Source organism: Pseudomonas sp. RIT623, assembly GCF_004519305.1.
Lineage (GTDB): Bacteria > Pseudomonadota > Gammaproteobacteria > Pseudomonadales > Pseudomonadaceae > Aquipseudomonas.
The window spans coordinates 245,742-262,878 of the sequence record NZ_SOZA01000001.1; the positions used below are offsets into that span (position 1 = coordinate 245,742).

14 protein-coding genes are annotated in these 17,137 nt (G+C 60.5%); 9 read left to right on the forward strand and 5 right to left on the reverse strand.

Annotation, left to right across the window (positions count from 1 at the left end; all coding sequences use genetic code 11):
- Positions 1-30: 30 nt before the first annotated feature.
- Positions 31-915, reverse strand: a complete 885-nt coding sequence (locus tag E3U47_RS01165; protein WP_134689108.1) for an MBL fold metallo-hydrolase — start codon at positions 913-915, stop codon at positions 31-33.
- Between the two features lie 246 nt (positions 916-1,161).
- Between E3U47_RS01165 and E3U47_RS01170 the strand changes: the two genes are divergently transcribed.
- Positions 1,162-2,463 (forward strand): sigma-54-dependent Fis family transcriptional regulator, encoded by a 1,302-nt coding sequence (locus E3U47_RS01170; RefSeq protein ID WP_134689109.1) that lies wholly within the window; start codon positions 1,162-1,164, stop codon positions 2,461-2,463.
- A gap of 76 nt (positions 2,464-2,539) precedes the next feature.
- Here the strand turns inward: E3U47_RS01170 and gyrB are convergent, their stop codons facing one another.
- Genes gyrB through dnaA form a run of 4 tightly spaced genes read right to left on the reverse strand, consistent with a single transcriptional unit; the run spans position 2,540 to position 8,750 of the window.
- Positions 2,540-4,960, reverse strand: coding sequence for a DNA topoisomerase (ATP-hydrolyzing) subunit B (gene gyrB / locus E3U47_RS01175; protein WP_134689110.1), 2,421 nt, complete (start codon positions 4,958-4,960; stop codon positions 2,540-2,542).
- Between the two features lie 4 nt (positions 4,961-4,964).
- Positions 4,965-6,068, reverse strand: coding sequence for a DNA replication/repair protein RecF (recF, locus tag E3U47_RS01180; protein WP_134689111.1), 1,104 nt, complete (start codon positions 6,066-6,068; stop codon positions 4,965-4,967).
- Between the two features lie 14 nt (positions 6,069-6,082).
- Positions 6,083-7,186 (reverse strand): DNA polymerase III subunit beta, encoded by a 1,104-nt coding sequence (gene dnaN, locus E3U47_RS01185; protein ID WP_134689112.1) that lies wholly within the window; start codon positions 7,184-7,186, stop codon positions 6,083-6,085.
- Positions 7,187-7,226: 40 nt separating this feature from the next.
- Positions 7,227-8,750 (reverse strand): chromosomal replication initiator protein DnaA, encoded by a 1,524-nt coding sequence (gene dnaA, locus E3U47_RS01190; RefSeq protein ID WP_134689113.1) that lies wholly within the window; start codon positions 8,748-8,750, stop codon positions 7,227-7,229.
- A 581-nt stretch (positions 8,751-9,331) separates the two neighbouring features.
- On the opposite strand from dnaA, the gene rpmH reads away from it, so the two are divergent.
- The 8 genes from rpmH (at position 9,332) to E3U47_RS01230 (ending at position 17,130) form a co-directional block, all read left to right on the forward strand.
- Positions 9,332-9,466, forward strand: coding sequence for a 50S ribosomal protein L34 (rpmH, locus tag E3U47_RS01195; RefSeq protein ID WP_003253163.1), 135 nt, complete (start codon positions 9,332-9,334; stop codon positions 9,464-9,466).
- A gap of 13 nt (positions 9,467-9,479) precedes the next feature.
- Positions 9,480-9,884 carry a ribonuclease P protein component gene (gene rnpA, locus E3U47_RS01200; protein WP_134689227.1) on the forward strand — a complete coding sequence of 135 codons (405 nt, stop codon included), beginning with the start codon at positions 9,480-9,482 and terminating at the stop codon, positions 9,882-9,884.
- Entirely contained in the window at positions 9,877-10,122 is a 246-nt protein-coding gene (gene yidD, locus E3U47_RS01205) for a membrane protein insertion efficiency factor YidD (RefSeq protein ID WP_011536514.1), read from the forward strand. The genes rnpA and yidD overlap by 8 nt, the downstream gene beginning before the upstream one ends.
- Before the next feature lie 2 nt (positions 10,123-10,124).
- A complete protein-coding gene (gene yidC, locus E3U47_RS01210; RefSeq protein ID WP_134689114.1) occupies positions 10,125-11,810 on the forward strand; it encodes a membrane protein insertase YidC in 1,686 nt (561 codons plus the stop codon).
- A gap of 87 nt (positions 11,811-11,897) precedes the next feature.
- A complete protein-coding gene (gene mnmE / locus E3U47_RS01215) occupies positions 11,898-13,268 on the forward strand; it encodes a tRNA uridine-5-carboxymethylaminomethyl(34) synthesis GTPase MnmE (RefSeq protein WP_134689115.1) in 1,371 nt (456 codons plus the stop codon).
- Between the two features lie 512 nt (positions 13,269-13,780).
- Positions 13,781-15,673: a tRNA uridine-5-carboxymethylaminomethyl(34) synthesis enzyme MnmG gene (gene mnmG / locus E3U47_RS01220; RefSeq protein ID WP_134689116.1), complete on the forward strand. Its 1,893-nt coding sequence runs from the start codon at positions 13,781-13,783 to the stop codon at positions 15,671-15,673.
- The gene (rsmG, locus tag E3U47_RS01225) at positions 15,670-16,320 is read left to right on the forward strand and encodes a 16S rRNA (guanine(527)-N(7))-methyltransferase RsmG (protein WP_134689117.1); all 651 of its coding nucleotides are present in this window, start codon (positions 15,670-15,672) and stop codon (positions 16,318-16,320) included. Before mnmG ends, rsmG begins: the two co-directional genes overlap by 4 nt.
- Positions 16,321-16,338: 18 nt before the next feature.
- Complete coding sequence (locus tag E3U47_RS01230; RefSeq protein WP_134689118.1) at positions 16,339-17,130, forward strand: ParA family protein; 792 nt, start codon at positions 16,339-16,341, stop codon at positions 17,128-17,130.
- The last annotated feature ends 7 nt before the right edge of the window (positions 17,131-17,137 follow it).

Below are 17,137 nucleotides of genomic sequence, written 5' to 3' on the forward strand. Positions count from 1 at the left end.
CTTTGAATCTCGTTATGGGTGCAGCGTGGCTTACAACTTGTTCAGCGGAATTTTCAGGTAGCTCACGCCGTTCGCTTCGGGCTCGGGGAACTGTCCGCTGCGCATGTTGATCTGCACCGAGGGCAGGATCAGCACGGGCATGTCGAGGGTCTTGTCGCGGGCTTCGCGCATCTCGACGAAACTGTCTTCGCTGACGCCTTCATGGATATGAATGTTGTCGGCGCGCTGTTCGGCTACGGTGGTCATGTACCGAAGTTCGCGGCCACCGGGCAGGTAGTCGTGGCACATGAACAGCCGGGTCTGGTCGGGGAAGGCCAGCAGACGACGGATCGAGCGGTATAGGGTTCGCGCGCTGGCGCCGGGGAAATCGCAGCGGGCAGTGCCATAGTCCGGAGTGAACAAAGTATCGCCGACGAACACGGCGGTCTCGCCCGCGTCCTCGACCATGTAACTCATGCACGCCGGGGTATGCCCAGGGGTGTGCAGGGCACGGGCATGCAGGTTGCCGATGCGAAAGCCTTCTTCATCAACCAGCAGCACATCGAACTGGCTGCCATCGCGGGCGAAGCCTGGCTCGGCGTTGAACAGGGTGCCGAAAACTTTCTGCACCTGGGTAATCTGCGCGCCGATGCCAATGCTGCCGCCCAGTTTTTCCTTGAGATAGGCCGCTGCGGACAGATGGTCGGCGTGCACGTGGGTATCCAGAATCCATTGCACCTTGGCACCCAGCGCCTCGATCCGGGCGATCAGCGTGTCTGCCGAATCGGTGCGGGTACGTCCAGACTTGGGGTCGTAATCCAGCACGCTGTCGATCAGCGCGCACTGGCGGGTCTCGCCATCCATGACCAGGTAGCTGATGGTCGAGGTCGCTTTGTCGAAGAACTCTTCGACGTGAAGGTTGTTGCCGATGATCATTGCACTCTCCAGTTATCCACCGGGCCTCCTTGAAGGCATAGGCAGTGGAGGATGCTTTATCAAGATGCATGCCATGCCTTTCCGATGACCGCTGCCCCCTGTAGGGGCGGCCTTGTGCCGCTTTGGGCTGCGCAGCAGCCCCCGGTCTGCCAGCCGAGGGTGACAGTTGCTGGCAGTCGACTGTCAGCCAATGGCAGTGTTTGGCAGTCCTTGCTACCCTCGCCAGGTCCTTCATCTGGTGCTGTCATGCTAGCCGCTTCCCATCCTGCCATCCTCGCGCTGGTGTCCTACCTCGAACACGATGTGCTGCCCAGCATCGTGCTCGATACCGACTACAACATCCTCGCCGCCAACGCCGCTTATCGCCGCCAGTTCGGTAGCGAGGCCCATGCGCCCATCGGCGAGAAATGTCATCGGGTTTCGCACCACTATGCCGTACCTTGCGACCAGGCAGGCGAACACTGCCCGCTGCGCAAGTCACTGGACAGCAAGTTGCCCGAGCGCGTACTGCACATCCATCACACGCCGCGTGGTCCGGAGCATGTGGACGTGGAGCTGCGGCCAATCCTCGATGACCAGGGCAGGGTGGTGGCCTTTGTCGAACGCCTGACCAGCGTCACCCTGGCGTCCGCCCAACCAAAGGAGCAAGGCCTGGTCGGGCGGGCTCCCGCGTTCAAGACCGCGGTGGCCAGTTTGCAGCGAGCCGCTCCGGCGCAGATCCCGGTACTGCTGCAAGGTGAGTCGGGCACCGGCAAGGAACTGTTCGCCCGCGCCTTGCACCTGGGTAGCCCCCGAGCCAACGGTCCCCTGGTGGTGGTGGACTGTACCGGGCTGACCGAGTCGTTGTTCGAGAGCGAGCTGTTCGGCTACGAGAAGGGTGCCTTCACCGGTGCGACCCAGCGCAAGATAGGCCTGGCCGAGGCCGCTCACGGTGGCACGTTGTTCCTCGACGAAATCGGCGAGGTGCCACTGGCCATGCAGGTGAAGTTGCTGCGCCTGATCGAGTCCGGCAGCTTCCGCCCGGTGGGCAGCACCCGCACTGTTCATTCGGATTTCCGTCTGGTGTCGGCGACGCACAAGCCATTGAAAGAGATGGCCAGCGCAGGGACCTTCCGTGAAGACCTGTATTACCGTATCAGCGGGTTTCCGATTCGGCTGCCATCATTGCGCGAACGAGTGGAGGATTTGCCGTTGCTCTGTGAGAGCCTGTTACAGCGCATGGCGGGCAAGCAGTCGCCCAAGGTGTCGAGCGAAGCGCTCGAACGGCTTGGTCTGCACAAATTCCCAGGTAACATCCGTGAGCTGCGCAACATCCTCGAGCGCGCCCGGTTGTTCGCCGATGACGGTTTGATCCGACCCGAGCATCTTCCCGAAGATGTCTATTCTGTGGCCAAAGCGTCCGGCGCACGCAGCCGTGGCATCAGCGAAATGGCCGACCTGGCCCATGCCCTGGAAACCTTCAAAGGCTCACGCAGCGACCTGGCCGAGCATTTGGGCATCAGCGAACGCACGCTTTACCGTCGATTGAAAGCACTTGGTTTATCGTAGTTCCACGTGGAACATTCTTGCAGATGAAAAAAAACCAATCCGAAAGGATTGGTTTTTTTGTTCCGCCTGCAACTGATCAGAAGTCCAGGTTGGACACCGACAGCGCGTTGCTTTCAATGAAGTCGCGACGTGGCTCAACCGCATCACCCATCAGGGTGTTGAACAGCTGGTCGGCGGCGATGGCATCTTCGATGGTCACCTTGAGCATGCGGCGCACGGTTGGGTCCATGGTGGTTTCCCACAGCTGGTCCGGGTTCATCTCACCCAGTCCTTTGTATCGCTGGATAGTGTGACGCTTGGTGCTCTCGTTCATCAGCCAGTCCAGGCCTTCCTTGAACTCGGTAACCGCCTTGCGACGTTCACCACGCTGCACGTAAGCGCCTTCACCCAGCAGGGTGCCGAGCTTGGCACCGAGGACGACCACGGAACGGTAATCGTTGCTGCCGAAGAACTCGCGGTTGAAGGTGACGTAGCTGGCCAAGCCATGGGAGGTGATTTCCACTTCAGGCAGCCAGATATTGCGTTCCTTGTCTTCGCGCAGGCGGGTCACGTAGCTCAGGCCAGACTTCTGGCTGCTGTTCAGACGCTCCTGGAACTTGTCCAGCCAGGCTTGCATGTCTACCTGGTTGGCCAGTTGCTCCTGGGTGACTTCCGGCATGTAGATGAAGTGCTCGGTCAGCTCCTGCGGATACAGGCGCGACAGGCGCTTGAGCGTTTTCATCACGTTGCGGAACTCGTTGACCAATGCCTCGAGCTGAACACCGGATACCGCTGGCGCCGACTCGTCCAGGTGCAGGCTGGCATCTTCGAGGGCCGACTGGGTCATGTATTCTTCCATGGCCTCGTCGTCCTTGATGTACTGCTCCTGCTTGCCTTTCTTCACCTTGTACAGCGGTGGCTGGGCGATATAGATGTAGCCACGCTCGACCAGCTCTGGCAACTGACGGAAGAAGAAGGTCAGCAGCAGGGTACGAATGTGCGAACCGTCGACGTCAGCATCGGTCATGATGATGATGTTGTGATAACGCAGCTTGTCGATGTTGTACTCTTCGCGACCGATGCCACAGCCCAGGGCGGTGATCAACGTACCGACCTCCTGCGAGGAGATCATCTTGTCGAAGCGCGCCTTCTCGACGTTGAGGATCTTGCCCTTCAGCGGCAGGATCGCCTGGGTACGACGGTTACGGCCTTGCTTAGCCGAACCACCTGCGGAGTCACCCTCCACCAGGTAAAGTTCGGAAAGGGCAGGGTCCTTCTCCTGGCAGTCGGCCAGCTTACCCGGCAGGCCGGCGATGTCCAGCGCGCCTTTGCGGCGGGTCATTTCACGGGCCTTGCGCGCAGCTTCACGGGCACGAGCGGCATCGATCATCTTGCCGACCACGGCCTTGGCTTCGTTGGGGTTCTCCAACAGGAAGTCGGCGAAGTACTTGTTCATCTCCTGCTCCACGGCGGTCTTCACCTCCGAGGAAACCAGTTTGTCCTTGGTCTGCGAGCTGAACTTCGGATCCGGCACCTTGACCGAAATGATCGCGGTCAGACCTTCACGGGCGTCGTCACCGGTGGTGGCAACCTTGTTCTTCTTGGCCAGGCCTTCCTGCTCGATGTAGCTGTTCAGGCTACGGGTCAGCGAGGAACGGAAGCCTACCAGGTGGGTACCACCGTCGCGCTGCGGAATGTTGTTGGTGAAGCACAGCAGGTTTTCGTTGAAGCTGTCGTTCCACTGCAGAGCAACTTCAACACCCACGCCATCGTCACGCTGGACATTGAAGTGGAAGACTTGGGAGTTCACCGGGGTCTTGTTGGTGTTGAGGTACTCGACGAATGCGCGCAGGCCCCCTTCGTAACGGAAGAACTCTTCCTTGCCGGAGCGCTCGTCCTTCAACAGGATGCCAACGCCGGAGTTCAGGAACGACAGTTCGCGAATACGCTTGGCGAGGATGTCCCAGCTGAAGTGGATATTCTTGAAGGTCTCGGCCGAAGGCTTGAAGTGGATGTGGGTACCGGTGGTTTCGCTATCACCCACCACTGCCATTGGCGCTTGTGGCACACCGTGCACATAGGTCTGTTCCCAGATCTTGCCGCTACGGCGAACGGTGAGCACCAGTTTCTCGGACAGCGCGTTCACCACCGACACACCTACACCGTGCAGACCGCCGGATACCTTGTAGGAGTTGTCGTCGAATTTACCGCCGGCGTGCAGCACGGTCATGATGACCTCGGCTGCGGAAACGCCTTCTTCTTTATGCACGTCGACCGGAATACCACGGCCGTTGTCACGGACGCTGATGGATTCGTCCGGGTGAATGATGACGGTGATGTCATCGCAGTGCCCGGCCAGGGCTTCGTCGATCGAGTTGTCGACCACCTCGAACACCATGTGGTGCAGGCCGCTGCCGTCATCGGTGTCGCCAATGTACATGCCGGGACGTTTGCGTACGGCATCCAGCCCTTTCAGCACCTTGATGCTGGAGGAGTCGTACGTTTGATTTTCGCTCATGCCTTCACTCCCGATGGTCGTGGGTCTGGGTGATACGGCCTTGTTCCACGTGGAACAAGGCGACTGGCGTTTCCGTCTGCCAGCCTTCCCTCAGAAATTCGTGGTCTACACAGGTGATGAACACCTGGCAGTTCAATTCTTCAAGCAAGCGGCACAGGGCACGGCGATGCTGCTCGTCCAGTTCGGACGGCAAGTCATCCACCAGATAAATACACTGGCCGCGGCGAACCTGGCTGACCAGATGCCCTTGGGCAATTCGCAGGGCACACACAACCAGCTTTTGCTGGCCCCGCGAGAGAATGTCAGCCGCGTTGTTCGCGCCCAATCGCAAGCGTAGATCGGCGCGCTGGGGACCGGCCTGGGTATGGCCCATCTGCTGATCGCGAAACAGGGAGGTGGCGAGGACTTCGTTAAGTTCCCGGTCCTTGTCCCAGCCGCGGTAATAGCTCAGGGTCAGCCCATCCAGTTCGACCAGCTCGCTCAGGGTCTGCTCGAAGACGGGCTTCAAGGCCTTGATGTAGTTGCGACGGTATTCATCTATTTCCGCACTGGCGAGGCAAAGCTCCCGATCCCAGGCGGCTTGCGAAACGGCGTCCAGTGTACCATGCCGCAGCCATGAGTTCCGCTGCCGCAAGGCCTTCTGCAGGCGCTGCCAGGTGGCCATGAAGCGCGGTTCCACGTGGAACACACCCCAATCGAGGAACTGACGACGCACCTTCGGCGCGCCTTCGAGCAACCTGAAACTGTCCGGGTTGATCAGTTGCAGTGGTAGCATTTCGGCCAGTTGCGCGGCACTGCGCGCATTCTGTCCATCAATGCGAATGGTGAAATCACCTTGCCGCTCCCGCGAAACCCCAAGGTTGCTGGTGCCACCTTCGGCCAGTTCGACTTGGCCGAACACTGTGCAGGTCGGTTGCTCGTATTGAATGACCGGGTTCAACCGGGTACTGCGGAACGAGCGCGCCAGCCCAAGCAAGTGCACGGCTTCGAGCACGCTGGTCTTGCCACTGCCGTTGGCGCCGTAAAGGATATTGATGCGGGGGGAGGGTGAGAGGGTCACCGGGTGCAGGTTGCGCACCGCGGTGACCGAAAGACGTCGAAGGGACATGTCGCCTGCTTAGGTTACAGACGCATCGGCATGACAACGTAGGACGAGTCGTCATTGCCCGCTTCCTGCAGCAAGGCACTGCTGTTGGAGTCAGACAGAATCAGGCGAACCTGTTCGGTGGTCATGACACCCAGCACGTCCAGCAGATAGCTGACGTTGAAACCGATCTCCAGCGAGCTGCCGTTGTAGTCGACGCTGATCTCTTCTTCCGCTTCTTCCTGCTCCGGGTTGTTGGCCTGGATTTTCAGCTGGCCGGCGGCCAATTGCAGGCGAATACCACGGTACTTCTCGTTGGACAGGATCGCGGTACGGCTGAACGCTTCGCGCAGGGCCTGGCGATCACCGATCACCAGCTTGTCACCGCCCTTGGGCAGGACGCGCTCGTAGTCCGGGAACTTGCCATCGACCAGCTTGGAGGTGAAGGTGAATTCACCGGTGGTCGCACGGATGTGGTGCTGGCCCAAGACGATGCTGACCATGCCTTCCGGGTCGGTGAGCAGACGCGCCAATTCGAGGATACCCTTGCGTGGCACGATGACCTGGTGACGATCAGCCTGGCCAATCGGCGCCTGCATGGCACACAGGGCCAGACGGTGACCGTCGGTGGCAACGGCGCGCAGGGTGTCGGTGGACACCTCCAGCAGCATGCCGTTGAGGTAGTAACGCACGTCCTGCTGGGCCATGGCGAAGCTGGTGCGCTCGATGAGGCGACGCAGCTTGCTCTGTTCCAGGTTGCAGGTCAGCGAGCCTGGGCCTTCTTCCACGGTCGGGAAGTCGTTGGCCGGCAGGGTCGACAGGGTGAAACGGCTGCGACCGGCCTTGACCAGCAGTTTCTGCTCGTCGACCTTGATGTCGATCAGCACGTCGCTGGGCAGGCTCTTGCAGATGTCCATCAGCTTGCGCGCTGGGACGGTGATCTCGCCTGGCTCCGCAGGCTCTTCCAGCTGGACGCGGCCAACCAGTTCGACTTCCAGGTCGGTACCGGTCAACGACAGTTGCTGGCCTTGCACGACCAGCAGCACGTTGGACAGTACCGGCAAGGTCTGGCGGCGCTCGACGACGCCGGCGACCAGTTGCAGGGGTTTCAACAGGGCTTCGCGTTGAATGGTGAAATGCATGGTCTAGTCCCTTGCCTTCAATAAGCTGCGCAGACGGCCATCAGGTCGTCAGCGTACGCAGCAGGTTCTTGTAGTCCTCGCGGATGTCCGCGTCGGATTCCTTCAATTCGTTGATCTTGCGGCAGGCGTGCAGCACGGTGGTATGGTCGCGGCCGCCAAACATGTCGCCGATTTCCGGCAAGCTATGGTTGGTCAGCTCCTTGGACAACGCCATGGCCACCTGGCGCGGGCGCGCCACCGAACGCGAACGGCGCTTGGACAGCAGATCGGCGATCTTGATCTTGTAGTACTCGGCCACGGTGCGCTGGATGTTATCCACACTGACCAGTTTGTCTTGCAGCGCCAGCAAGTCCTTGAGCGACTCGCGGATCAGCTCGATGGTGATGTCACGACCCATGAAGTGCGAATGGGCGATCACCCGCTTCAGGGCGCCTTCCAGCTCACGCACGTTGGAGCGGATGCGCTGGGCGATGAAGAACGCGGCATCATGCGGCAGTTCGACCTTGGCCTGGTCGGCCTTCTTCATCAGGATCGCCACGCGAGTTTCCAGCTCGGGCGGCTCGACCGCCACGGTCAGCCCCCAACCGAAGCGCGACTTCAGGCGTTCTTCCAGGCCTTCGATTTCCTTCGGATAGCGGTCACTGGTGAGGATCACCTGTTGGCCGCCTTCGAGCAGGGCGTTGAAGGTGTGGAAAAACTCTTCCTGGGAACGCTCTTTGCGGGCGAAGAACTGGATATCGTCGATCAGCAGCGCATCGACCGAACGGTAGAAGCGCTTGAATTCATTGATGGCGTTGAGCTGCAAGGCCTTGACCATGTCGGCGACGAAGCGCTCCGAATGCAGGTACACCACCTTGGCGTTCGGGTTCTTCTTCAGCAGATGGTTACCCACAGCGTGCATCAAGTGGGTCTTACCCAGGCCGACACCGCCATAAAGGAACAGCGGGTTGTAGCCGTGCTTGGGGTTGTCGGCCACCTGCCAGGCTGCGGCGCGAGCCAGCTGGTTGGACTTACCCTCGACGAAGGTTTCGAAGGTGAAGGTGCGGTTCAGGTAGCTGGTGTGCTTGAGCGCGCCCTCGACCTGCACCGTGCGCTGCTCGCTACGCCCGCCGGTGACCGGCGTTGGCGCAGTTTCGGCCATGCTATCGAAACTGTCGCGAGAAGTCGGTTCCTCGATGGTTTCGGCTACCTGTGCCGGCTCGGCCACAGGCGCGCTGACCGGCTCGACCGGGCGCGCGACCTGGGCGCTCTGCTGTGCCTGTTGCGCGGCAACCGCGGCGCTGACCGGAGCATTGGGGGCGGCACGTGCCGCCGAGCTGCGGCGGCTGCCTATTAATAAGGAAAGGGCAGGCGCAATACCGCTGCCTTTTTCGCCAAGCAGCTCAAGCAAACGGCCAAGGTACTTTTCATTGACCCAATCGAGAACGAAGCGGTTGGGCGCATAGACGCGCAACTCGTCGCCTTCGGCTTCGACCTGTAGCGGACGGATCCAGGTGTTGAATTGCTGGGCAGGCAGTTCATCGCGCAGAAGCTCCACGCACTGCTGCCAAAGTTCCACTGACACGGATATCCCCTGAGTTGAAAGCCGGATGAGGCAAAAACAAACCGCCATTGTACCGGGCACAGGGTAACTTATCCACACGTAGCGACCTCCACAGGCAGGGTAAAGACGCCAAAATCTGACGGGAATACCGGCTCCGCCATGTGAATAAGCCCTGTGGATAAACGCACCTGAGGGCTATGCACAACCCTGAGCCCAACCCTGTGGATAAAGCAGCTGTGGATAAACAGGCTTTTGCTGCACAGGTTGTACCCATGCCCAGCACAGCCAGAGCACCCGTTACCGACAAGGTTGTGAAACTCTGTACATACCATGGATATTGGGCTGTACTAGGTTATCCACAGAAGGTTGTGCAGCTAAACTCTTTAAGATCTTCAGAAAAGCTTTTTATATGCCTCTTTGTTTTTTTCAATAACCTGCGTGTTCCGATGACCCGGTGCCCATTGCACGGAGTTGGTCCATTCGACCTTCCATAAGGAAAGGCTGGTTGGAAATTGACCTATTGCCTTGCTTTCTCTAGAATCGCCGATCTCTTAAAAAGGGGGCCCTTCCGGCCCGTTGTCGACCAACCCAGGTAACACGCCATGAAACGTACTTTCCAACCAAGCACCATCAAGCGCGCCCGCACCCACGGTTTCCGTGCCCGTATGGCTACCAAGAACGGCCGCGCCGTACTGTCGCGTCGTCGTGCCAAAGGCCGTAAGCGTCTGGCCATTTGATTTTCCGGCACAGGTGGTGAGTCAGGACTTCAGTCGGGAAAAGCGACTGCTTACACCCCGGCATTTCAAAGCGGTCTTCGACTCCCCAACCGGCAAGGTTCCAGGGAAAAACCTGCTTATCCTTGCCCGCGAGAACGGCCTCGATCACCCACGCCTCGGCCTGGTGATCGGCAAGAAGAGCGTCAAGCTCGCCGTTCAACGCAATCGCCTGAAACGCCTGATGCGCGATTCGTTCCGCCTGAACCAGCAGTTGTTGGCTGGTCTGGATATCGTGATCGTCGCGCGCAAGGGGTTGGGCGAAGTGGAAAACCCAGAATTGCACCAACACTTTGGCAAGCTCTGGAAGCGACTGGTTCGCAGTCGGCCCTCTCCAGCGGTCAATGCCGATACCGCAGGGGTAGACAGTCACGATGCGTAAACTGGCACTCGTTCCGATCCAGTTTTATCGTTACGCCATCAGTCCACTGATGGCCAGTCACTGTCGTTTCTATCCCAGCTGTTCCTGTTACGCCTATGAAGCCATCGAAAACCATGGCCTCTTGCGTGGTGGGTGGCTGGCCGTTCGTCGCCTGGGGCGTTGTCATCCGTGGAACGACGGCGGTTTCGATCCCGTTCCACCAGCTCCTTCCTCCCGAACTTCTTCGATAGCCGAGTAATCATGGATATTAAACGCACGATCCTGATCGTCGCCCTGGCAATCGTGTCCTATGTCATGGTCCTCAAGTGGAACCAGGACTACGGCCAGGCTGCATTGCCGACTCAGCATGCTGCCGCCAGCAATGCCAATGCGTCCCTGCCGGACAGCGTGCCCGCCAGCAACAACGGCGCCAACGCCGATTTGCCGAGCGTCGATGCCCAAGCCGGCAACACTGGCGTGGCGCCAGCGCCCGTTGCGGTCAGCAAGGACCTGATCCAGGTCAAGACCGATGTCCTGAACCTGGCTATCGACCCGGTTGGCGGCGATATCGTCCAGCTGACCCTGCCCCAGTACCCACGCCGTCAGGACCATCCTGAAATTCCGTTCCAGTTGTTCGACAACGGCGGCGAGCGTGTCTACCTGGCCCAGAGCGGCCTGATCGGCAACAACGGCCCGGACCGCGCCAGCGGCCGTCCGCTGTATGCCACCGAACAGAAGAGCTACCAGCTGGCCGACGGTCAGAACCAACTGGTGGTCGACCTGAAGTTCAGCGAAAACGGCATCAACTACATCAAGCGCTTCAGCCTCAAGCGCGGCGAGTACGACCTGACCGTCAGCTACCTGATCGACAACCAGAGCGCCCAGGCCTGGAGCGGCAACATGTTTGCCCAGCTCAAGCGTGACGCCAGCTCTGATCCGTCGTCGAGCACCGCTACCGGCACCGCCACTTACCTGGGCGCGGCCCTGTGGACAGCTTCCGAGCCGTACAAGAAAGTGTCGATGAAGGACATGGACAAGGGCGGTTTGCAAGAAAATGTGTCCGGCGGCTGGGTCGCCTGGCTGCAGCACTACTTCGTCACCGCCTGGATCCCGAGCAAGTCTGATAACAACGCAGTCCAGACCCGCAAGGATAGCCAGGGCAACTACATCATCGGCTACACCGGCCCGGCCCTGAACGTGCCGGCCGGCGGCAAGGTCGAAACCAGCGCCATGCTGTACGCCGGCCCGAAGATCCAGTCCAAGCTCAAGGAGTTGTCCCCAGGCCTGGAACTGACCGTCGACTACGGCTTCCTGTGGTTCATCGCCCAGCCGATCTTCTGGCTGCTGCAACATATCCACAGCCTGTTGGGTAACTGGGGCTGGTCGATCATCGTCCTGACCATGCTGATCAAGGGCCTGTTCTTCCCGCTCTCGGCCGCCAGCTACCGCTCGATGGCGCGCATGCGTGCCGTGGCGCCGAAGCTGGCCCAGCTCAAGGAACGCTTCGGTGACGATCGCCAGAAGATGTCCCAGGCGATGATGGAGCTGTACAAGAAAGAGAAGATCAACCCGCTGGGCGGCTGCCTGCCGATCCTGGTGCAGATGCCGGTATTCCTGGCCCTGTACTGGGTGCTGCTGGAAAGCGTAGAGATGCGCCAGGCCCCATGGATGCTGTGGATCACCGACCTGTCGATCAAGGATCCGTTCTTCATCCTGCCGATCATCATGGGCGCCACCATGTTCATCCAGCAGCGCCTGAACCCAACGCCGCCGGATCCGATGCAGGCGAAGGTGATGAAAATGATGCCGATCATCTTCACCTTCTTCTTCCTGTGGTTCCCGGCTGGCCTGGTGCTGTACTGGGTTGTGAACAACTGCCTGTCGATCGCGCAGCAGTGGTACATCACCCGTAGCATCGAAGCGGCAACCAAGAAAGCTGCCGCTTGACGGGCAACCCGGTTTGCCTGTGAATAAAAACGCCCCCTAGTGGGGCGTTTTTGCTATCTGACGAATTCGTTGTAGAGGCTTTCGAGCATGAACACTGTGCGTGAAACCATTGCCGCCATCGCCACCGCCCAGGGCCGTGGCGGGGTCGGCATCGTCCGCTTGTCCGGGCCCTTGGCCAGCCAGGCCGGGCTGGCCCTCACCGGCCGCACCTTGACCCCGCGGCATGCCCACTATGGCCCGTTTCGCGATACCGACGGCCTGGTGCTGGACGAAGGCATCGCGCTGTTCTTCCCTGGGCCGAACTCGTTCACCGGTGAGGACGTGCTCGAGCTACAGGGACACGGCGGCCCGGTGGTCATGGACATGCTGTTGCAGCGCTGCCTGCAGCTGGGTTGCCGGTTGGCGCGCCCGGGCGAGTTCAGCGAGCGTGCATTCCTCAACGACAAGCTCGACCTGGCTCAGGCCGAGGCCATCGCCGACCTGATCGAAGCCAGCTCGACCCAGGCCGCGCGCAATGCCCTGCGCTCGTTGCAAGGCGCGTTCTCCAAGCGTGTACACAGCCTGACTGAGGCACTGATCGCCCTGCGTATCTACGTCGAGGCGGCTATCGACTTCCCCGAGGAAGAAATCGACTTTCTCGCCGATGGCCATGTACTGCGCATGCTCGATGAGGTACGCAACGAACTGTCCAGTGTGCAGCGTGAAGCCGGACAGGGCGCCTTGCTGCGCGACGGCATGACCGTGGTCATCGCCGGTCGGCCGAATGCCGGCAAATCGAGCCTGCTCAACCAGCTGGCCGGGCGAGAGGCGGCAATCGTCACCGATATCGCCGGCACTACCCGGGATATCTTGCGCGAACATATCCACATCGACGGCATGCCACTGCACGTGGTCGACACTGCAGGTTTGCGCGACACCGACGACCATGTGGAAAAGATTGGCGTGGAGCGGGCGCTCAAAGCCATCGGCGAAGCCGATCGCGTGCTGTTGGTGGTGGACTCCACAGCCCCAGAGGCCAGTGATCCGTTCGCCTTGTGGCCGGAGTTCCTTGACCAGCGGCCGGACGTGGCCAAGGTCACGCTGATCCGTAACAAGGCTGACCTCAGCGGCGAGCTGGTGGGAATGGAGCAGAGCGACGACGGTCATGTGACCATTACCCTGAGTGCCCGAGATAGCGACATGGGCCTGGAGCTGCTGCGCGACCACCTCAAGGCATGCATGGGCTATGAACAGACCGCCGAGAGCAGCTTCAGCGCCCGTCGGCGCCACTTGGAGGCACTGCGCCAGGCCAGCGACCACCTTGAGCATGGCCGGGCACAGTTGACCCTGGCCGGTGCGGGTGAGCTGTTGGCGGAAGATCTGCGCCAGGCACAGCAGGCGTTGGGGGAAATTACCGGGGCGTTCAGCTCGGATGACCTGCTGGGGCGGATCTTCTCGAGTTTCTGCATCGGCAAGTAATCCACAGCTCAGTGGACAAGGCCGCGCCCATTCGGGCGCGGCTTTTTTTTGCCTGCCACTCGGGCCTTGCTGCAGAGCGCGACCCTTTTTACAGCAGCGAACGCCATCAACAGGTGCAATGGCAAGCGCATAAGCTTTGTGGAAAACTCATCTTCAGCTCGGTTGATAACCAGGCTTTTTTTCTGAGGACAAACCCACCTGTGGGTAACCATCACTTTCATCCACAGCTTACACGCGGTTATCCATACCCCTCAGGCCCCTTCCGACACAGGGTTATGAAATCATGAAAGCTTTGCTATTCCTGGGCTATAGCTACTTATCCACATGTGGATAGGCCTCTAAGAATAAACATAAAAACAAAGCTTTTTTAAATTTTTCCTCTTTGTTTTCTTTTACCTGCCACTCATCCACAGCCTGGTCAAATTTTGCTCAGAAGGTTTATCGAAGGGGACTAAGCCCCTATACTGGTCCGCTTCCCTTCTCTATTTGCAAAAACAGGCACGAGGTGCGTGGTGGATTTCCCTTCCCGTTTTGAAGTGATCGTCATCGGCGGCGGCCATGCCGGTACCGAGGCTGCGCTTGCGTCCGCACGCATGGGTGTGAAAACCCTGCTGCTGACCCACAACGTGGAAACCCTCGGTCACATGAGTTGCAACCCGGCCATCGGTGGCATCGGCAAGAGCCACCTGGTCAAGGAAATCGATGCGCTCGGCGGCGCCATGGCCCTGGCCACCGACAAGAGCGGCATCCAGTTCCGCATCCTGAACAACCGCAAGGGCCCGGCGGTGCGCGCTACTCGCGCGCAGGCCGACCGCGCCATCTACAAGGCGGTGGTACGGGAAATCCTGGAAAACCAGCCGAACCTGTGGATATTCCAGCAGTCCTGCGATGACCTGATCGTCGAGCAGGACCAGGTCAAGGGCGTGGTCACGCAAATGGGTCTGCGCTTCTTCGCCGACTCCGTGGTGTTGACCAGTGGCACCTTCCTCGGCGGGCTTATCCACATCGGTTTGCAGAACTACTCCGGTGGTCGCGCCGGCGATCCACCCGCCAACGCCCTGGCCAGCCGCATGCGTGAATTGCCGCTGCGCGTCGGCCGCCTGAAAACCGGCACACCGCCGCGTATCGATGGCCGTTCGGTGGACTTCTCGGTGATGACCGAGCAACCCGGCGATACCCCTATCCCGGTGATGTCGTTCATGGGCGACGCGCAGATGCACCCACGCCAGGTGAGCTGCTGGATCACCCACACCAATGCCCGCACCCACGAGATCATCGCGTCGAACCTCGACCGTTCGCCGATGTACTCCGGGGTGATCGAAGGCATCGGCCCACGCTACTGCCCGTCGATCGAGGACAAGATCCACCGCTTCGCCGACAAGGAAAGCCACCAGGTGTTCATCGAGCCGGAAGGCCTGACCACCCACGAGCTGTACCCCAACGGCATTTCGACTTCGCTGCCGTTCGACGTGCAGTTGGAGATCGTCCGCTCGATCCGCGGCATGGAAAACGCCCACATCGTGCGCCCGGGCTATGCCATCGAGTACGACTACTTCGACCCGCGCGACCTCAAGTACAGCCTCGAGACCAAGGTCATCGGCGGCTTGTTCTTCGCCGGCCAGATCAACGGCACCACCGGCTACGAAGAAGCCGGCGCCCAGGGCCTGCTGGCCGGGACCAACGCGGCGTTGCGCGCGCAGGGCCGCGAAAGCTGGTGTCCACGCCGCGACGAGGCGTACATCGGGGTACTGGTCGACGACCTGATCACCCTGGGTACCCAGGAGCCGTACCGCATGTTCACCTCGCGCGCCGAGTACCGGTTGATCCTGCGCGAGGACAACGCCGACCTGCGCCTGACCGAAAAGGGCCGCGAGCTGGGCCTGATCGACGACGCCCGCTGGGCGGCGTTCTGCGCCAAGCGCGAAGGCATCGAGCGGGAAGAACAACGCCTGAAGAGCACCTGGGTGCGTCCAGGCACCCCGCAGGGCCAGGCCATTGTGGATAAGTTCGGCACGCCGTTGGCCCATGAGTACAGCCTGCTGAACCTGTTGGCCCGTCCGGAGGTCGACTACGCTGGGCTGATCGAAGCGACTGGTGGCGAGGTAATCGATCCACAGGTCGCCGAGCAGGTCGAGATCAAGACCAAGTACGCCGGCTACATCGACCGTCAGCAGGAAGAGATCGCCCGTCTGCGGGCCAGCGAGGACACCCGCCTGCCTGTGGATATCGACTACACCACGATTTCCGGCCTGTCCAAGGAGATCCAGGGCAAACTCGAGCAGACCCGTCCCGAGACCCTGGGCCAGGCGTCGCGTATCCCGGGCGTTACCCCGGCGGCGATTTCCCTGTTGCTGATTCACTTGAAAAAACGCGGCGCAGGCCGCGAATTGGAGCAAAGCGCTTGAGTTCCCTGGTCACCCCGCAACATGCCGAAGAGTTGTCCACAGGTGCGCGCCAGCTTGGTGTCGAGCTGAGCGCGCAGCAGCATCAGTTGCTGTTGGGCTACCTGGCCCTGTTGATCAAATGGAACAAGGCCTACAACCTGACCGCGGTGCGCGACCCGAACGAGATGGTTTCGCGCCATCTGCTCGACAGCCTCAGCGTCATGCCGTTTATCCACAACGACACCCTGCGCTGGCTGGATGTCGGTAGTGGCGGCGGCATGCCGGGCATCCCGCTGGCCATCCTGCACCCGCACAAGCAGGTGACGGTGCTCGACAGCAACGGCAAGAAGACGCGCTTCCTCACCCAGGTGAAGATGGAGCTGAAACTGGACAACCTGACGGTTATCCACAGCCGGGTGGAAGAGGTCCAACCCGAGCAGCCGTTCTGCGGGATCATCTCCCGGGCCTTCAGCAGCATGGAGAATTTCACCAACTGGACCCGCCACCTGGGTGACGCCCGCACGCAATGGCTTGCAATGAAGGGGCTGCATCCTGCCGATGAACTGGTAGCATTGCCCGCAGACTTCACAGTGGAAAGCGAGCAGGCCCTGACCGTTCCAGGTTGCCAGGGCCAGCGCCATCTGCTGATACTGCGCCGCAAGGCATGACTGGGAACACACGCAACAATGGCTAAGGTATTCGCAATCGCGAACCAGAAGGGTGGTGTGGGCAAGACCACCACCTGCATCAATCTCGCCGCATCGCTGGCCGCGACCAAGCGTCGCGTGCTGCTGATCGACCTCGATCCACAGGGCAACGCCACCATGGGCAGCGGTGTGGATAAACACGAGCTCGAGCATTCGGTGTACGACCTGCTGATCGGGGAATGCGACCTGGCCCAGGCCATGCACTATTCCGAGCATGGCGGCTTCCAACTGCTGCCGGCCAACCGCGACCTTACCGCCGCCGAGGTAGTGCTGCTCGAGATGCAGATGAAGGAGAGCCGCCTGCGCAACGCGCTGGCGCCGATCCGCGAGAATTACGACTACATCCTCATCGACTGCCCGCCGTCGCTGTCGATGCTGACGCTCAATGCCCTGGTCGCCTCCGATGGCGTGATCATCCCCATGCAGTGCGAGTACTACGCACTGGAAGGCTTGAGCGACCTTGTGGATAACATCAAGCGCATCGCCGCCCGGCTGAACCCGGAGCTGAAGATCGAGGGCCTGCTGCGGACCATGTACGACCCGCGCCTGAGCCTGAACAACGATGTTTCGGCACAGCTCAAGGAGCACTTCGGCGACCAGCTGTACGACACGGTGATACCGCGCAACATCCGCCTGGCCGAGGCGCCGAGCTTCGGCATGCCGGCACTGGCCTACGACAAGCAGTCCCGCGGCGCCCTGGCCTACCTGGCCCTGGCCGGGGAACTGGTACGTCGTCAGCGCCGTCCATCACGCACTGCACAAACAACTTAAGGAATCC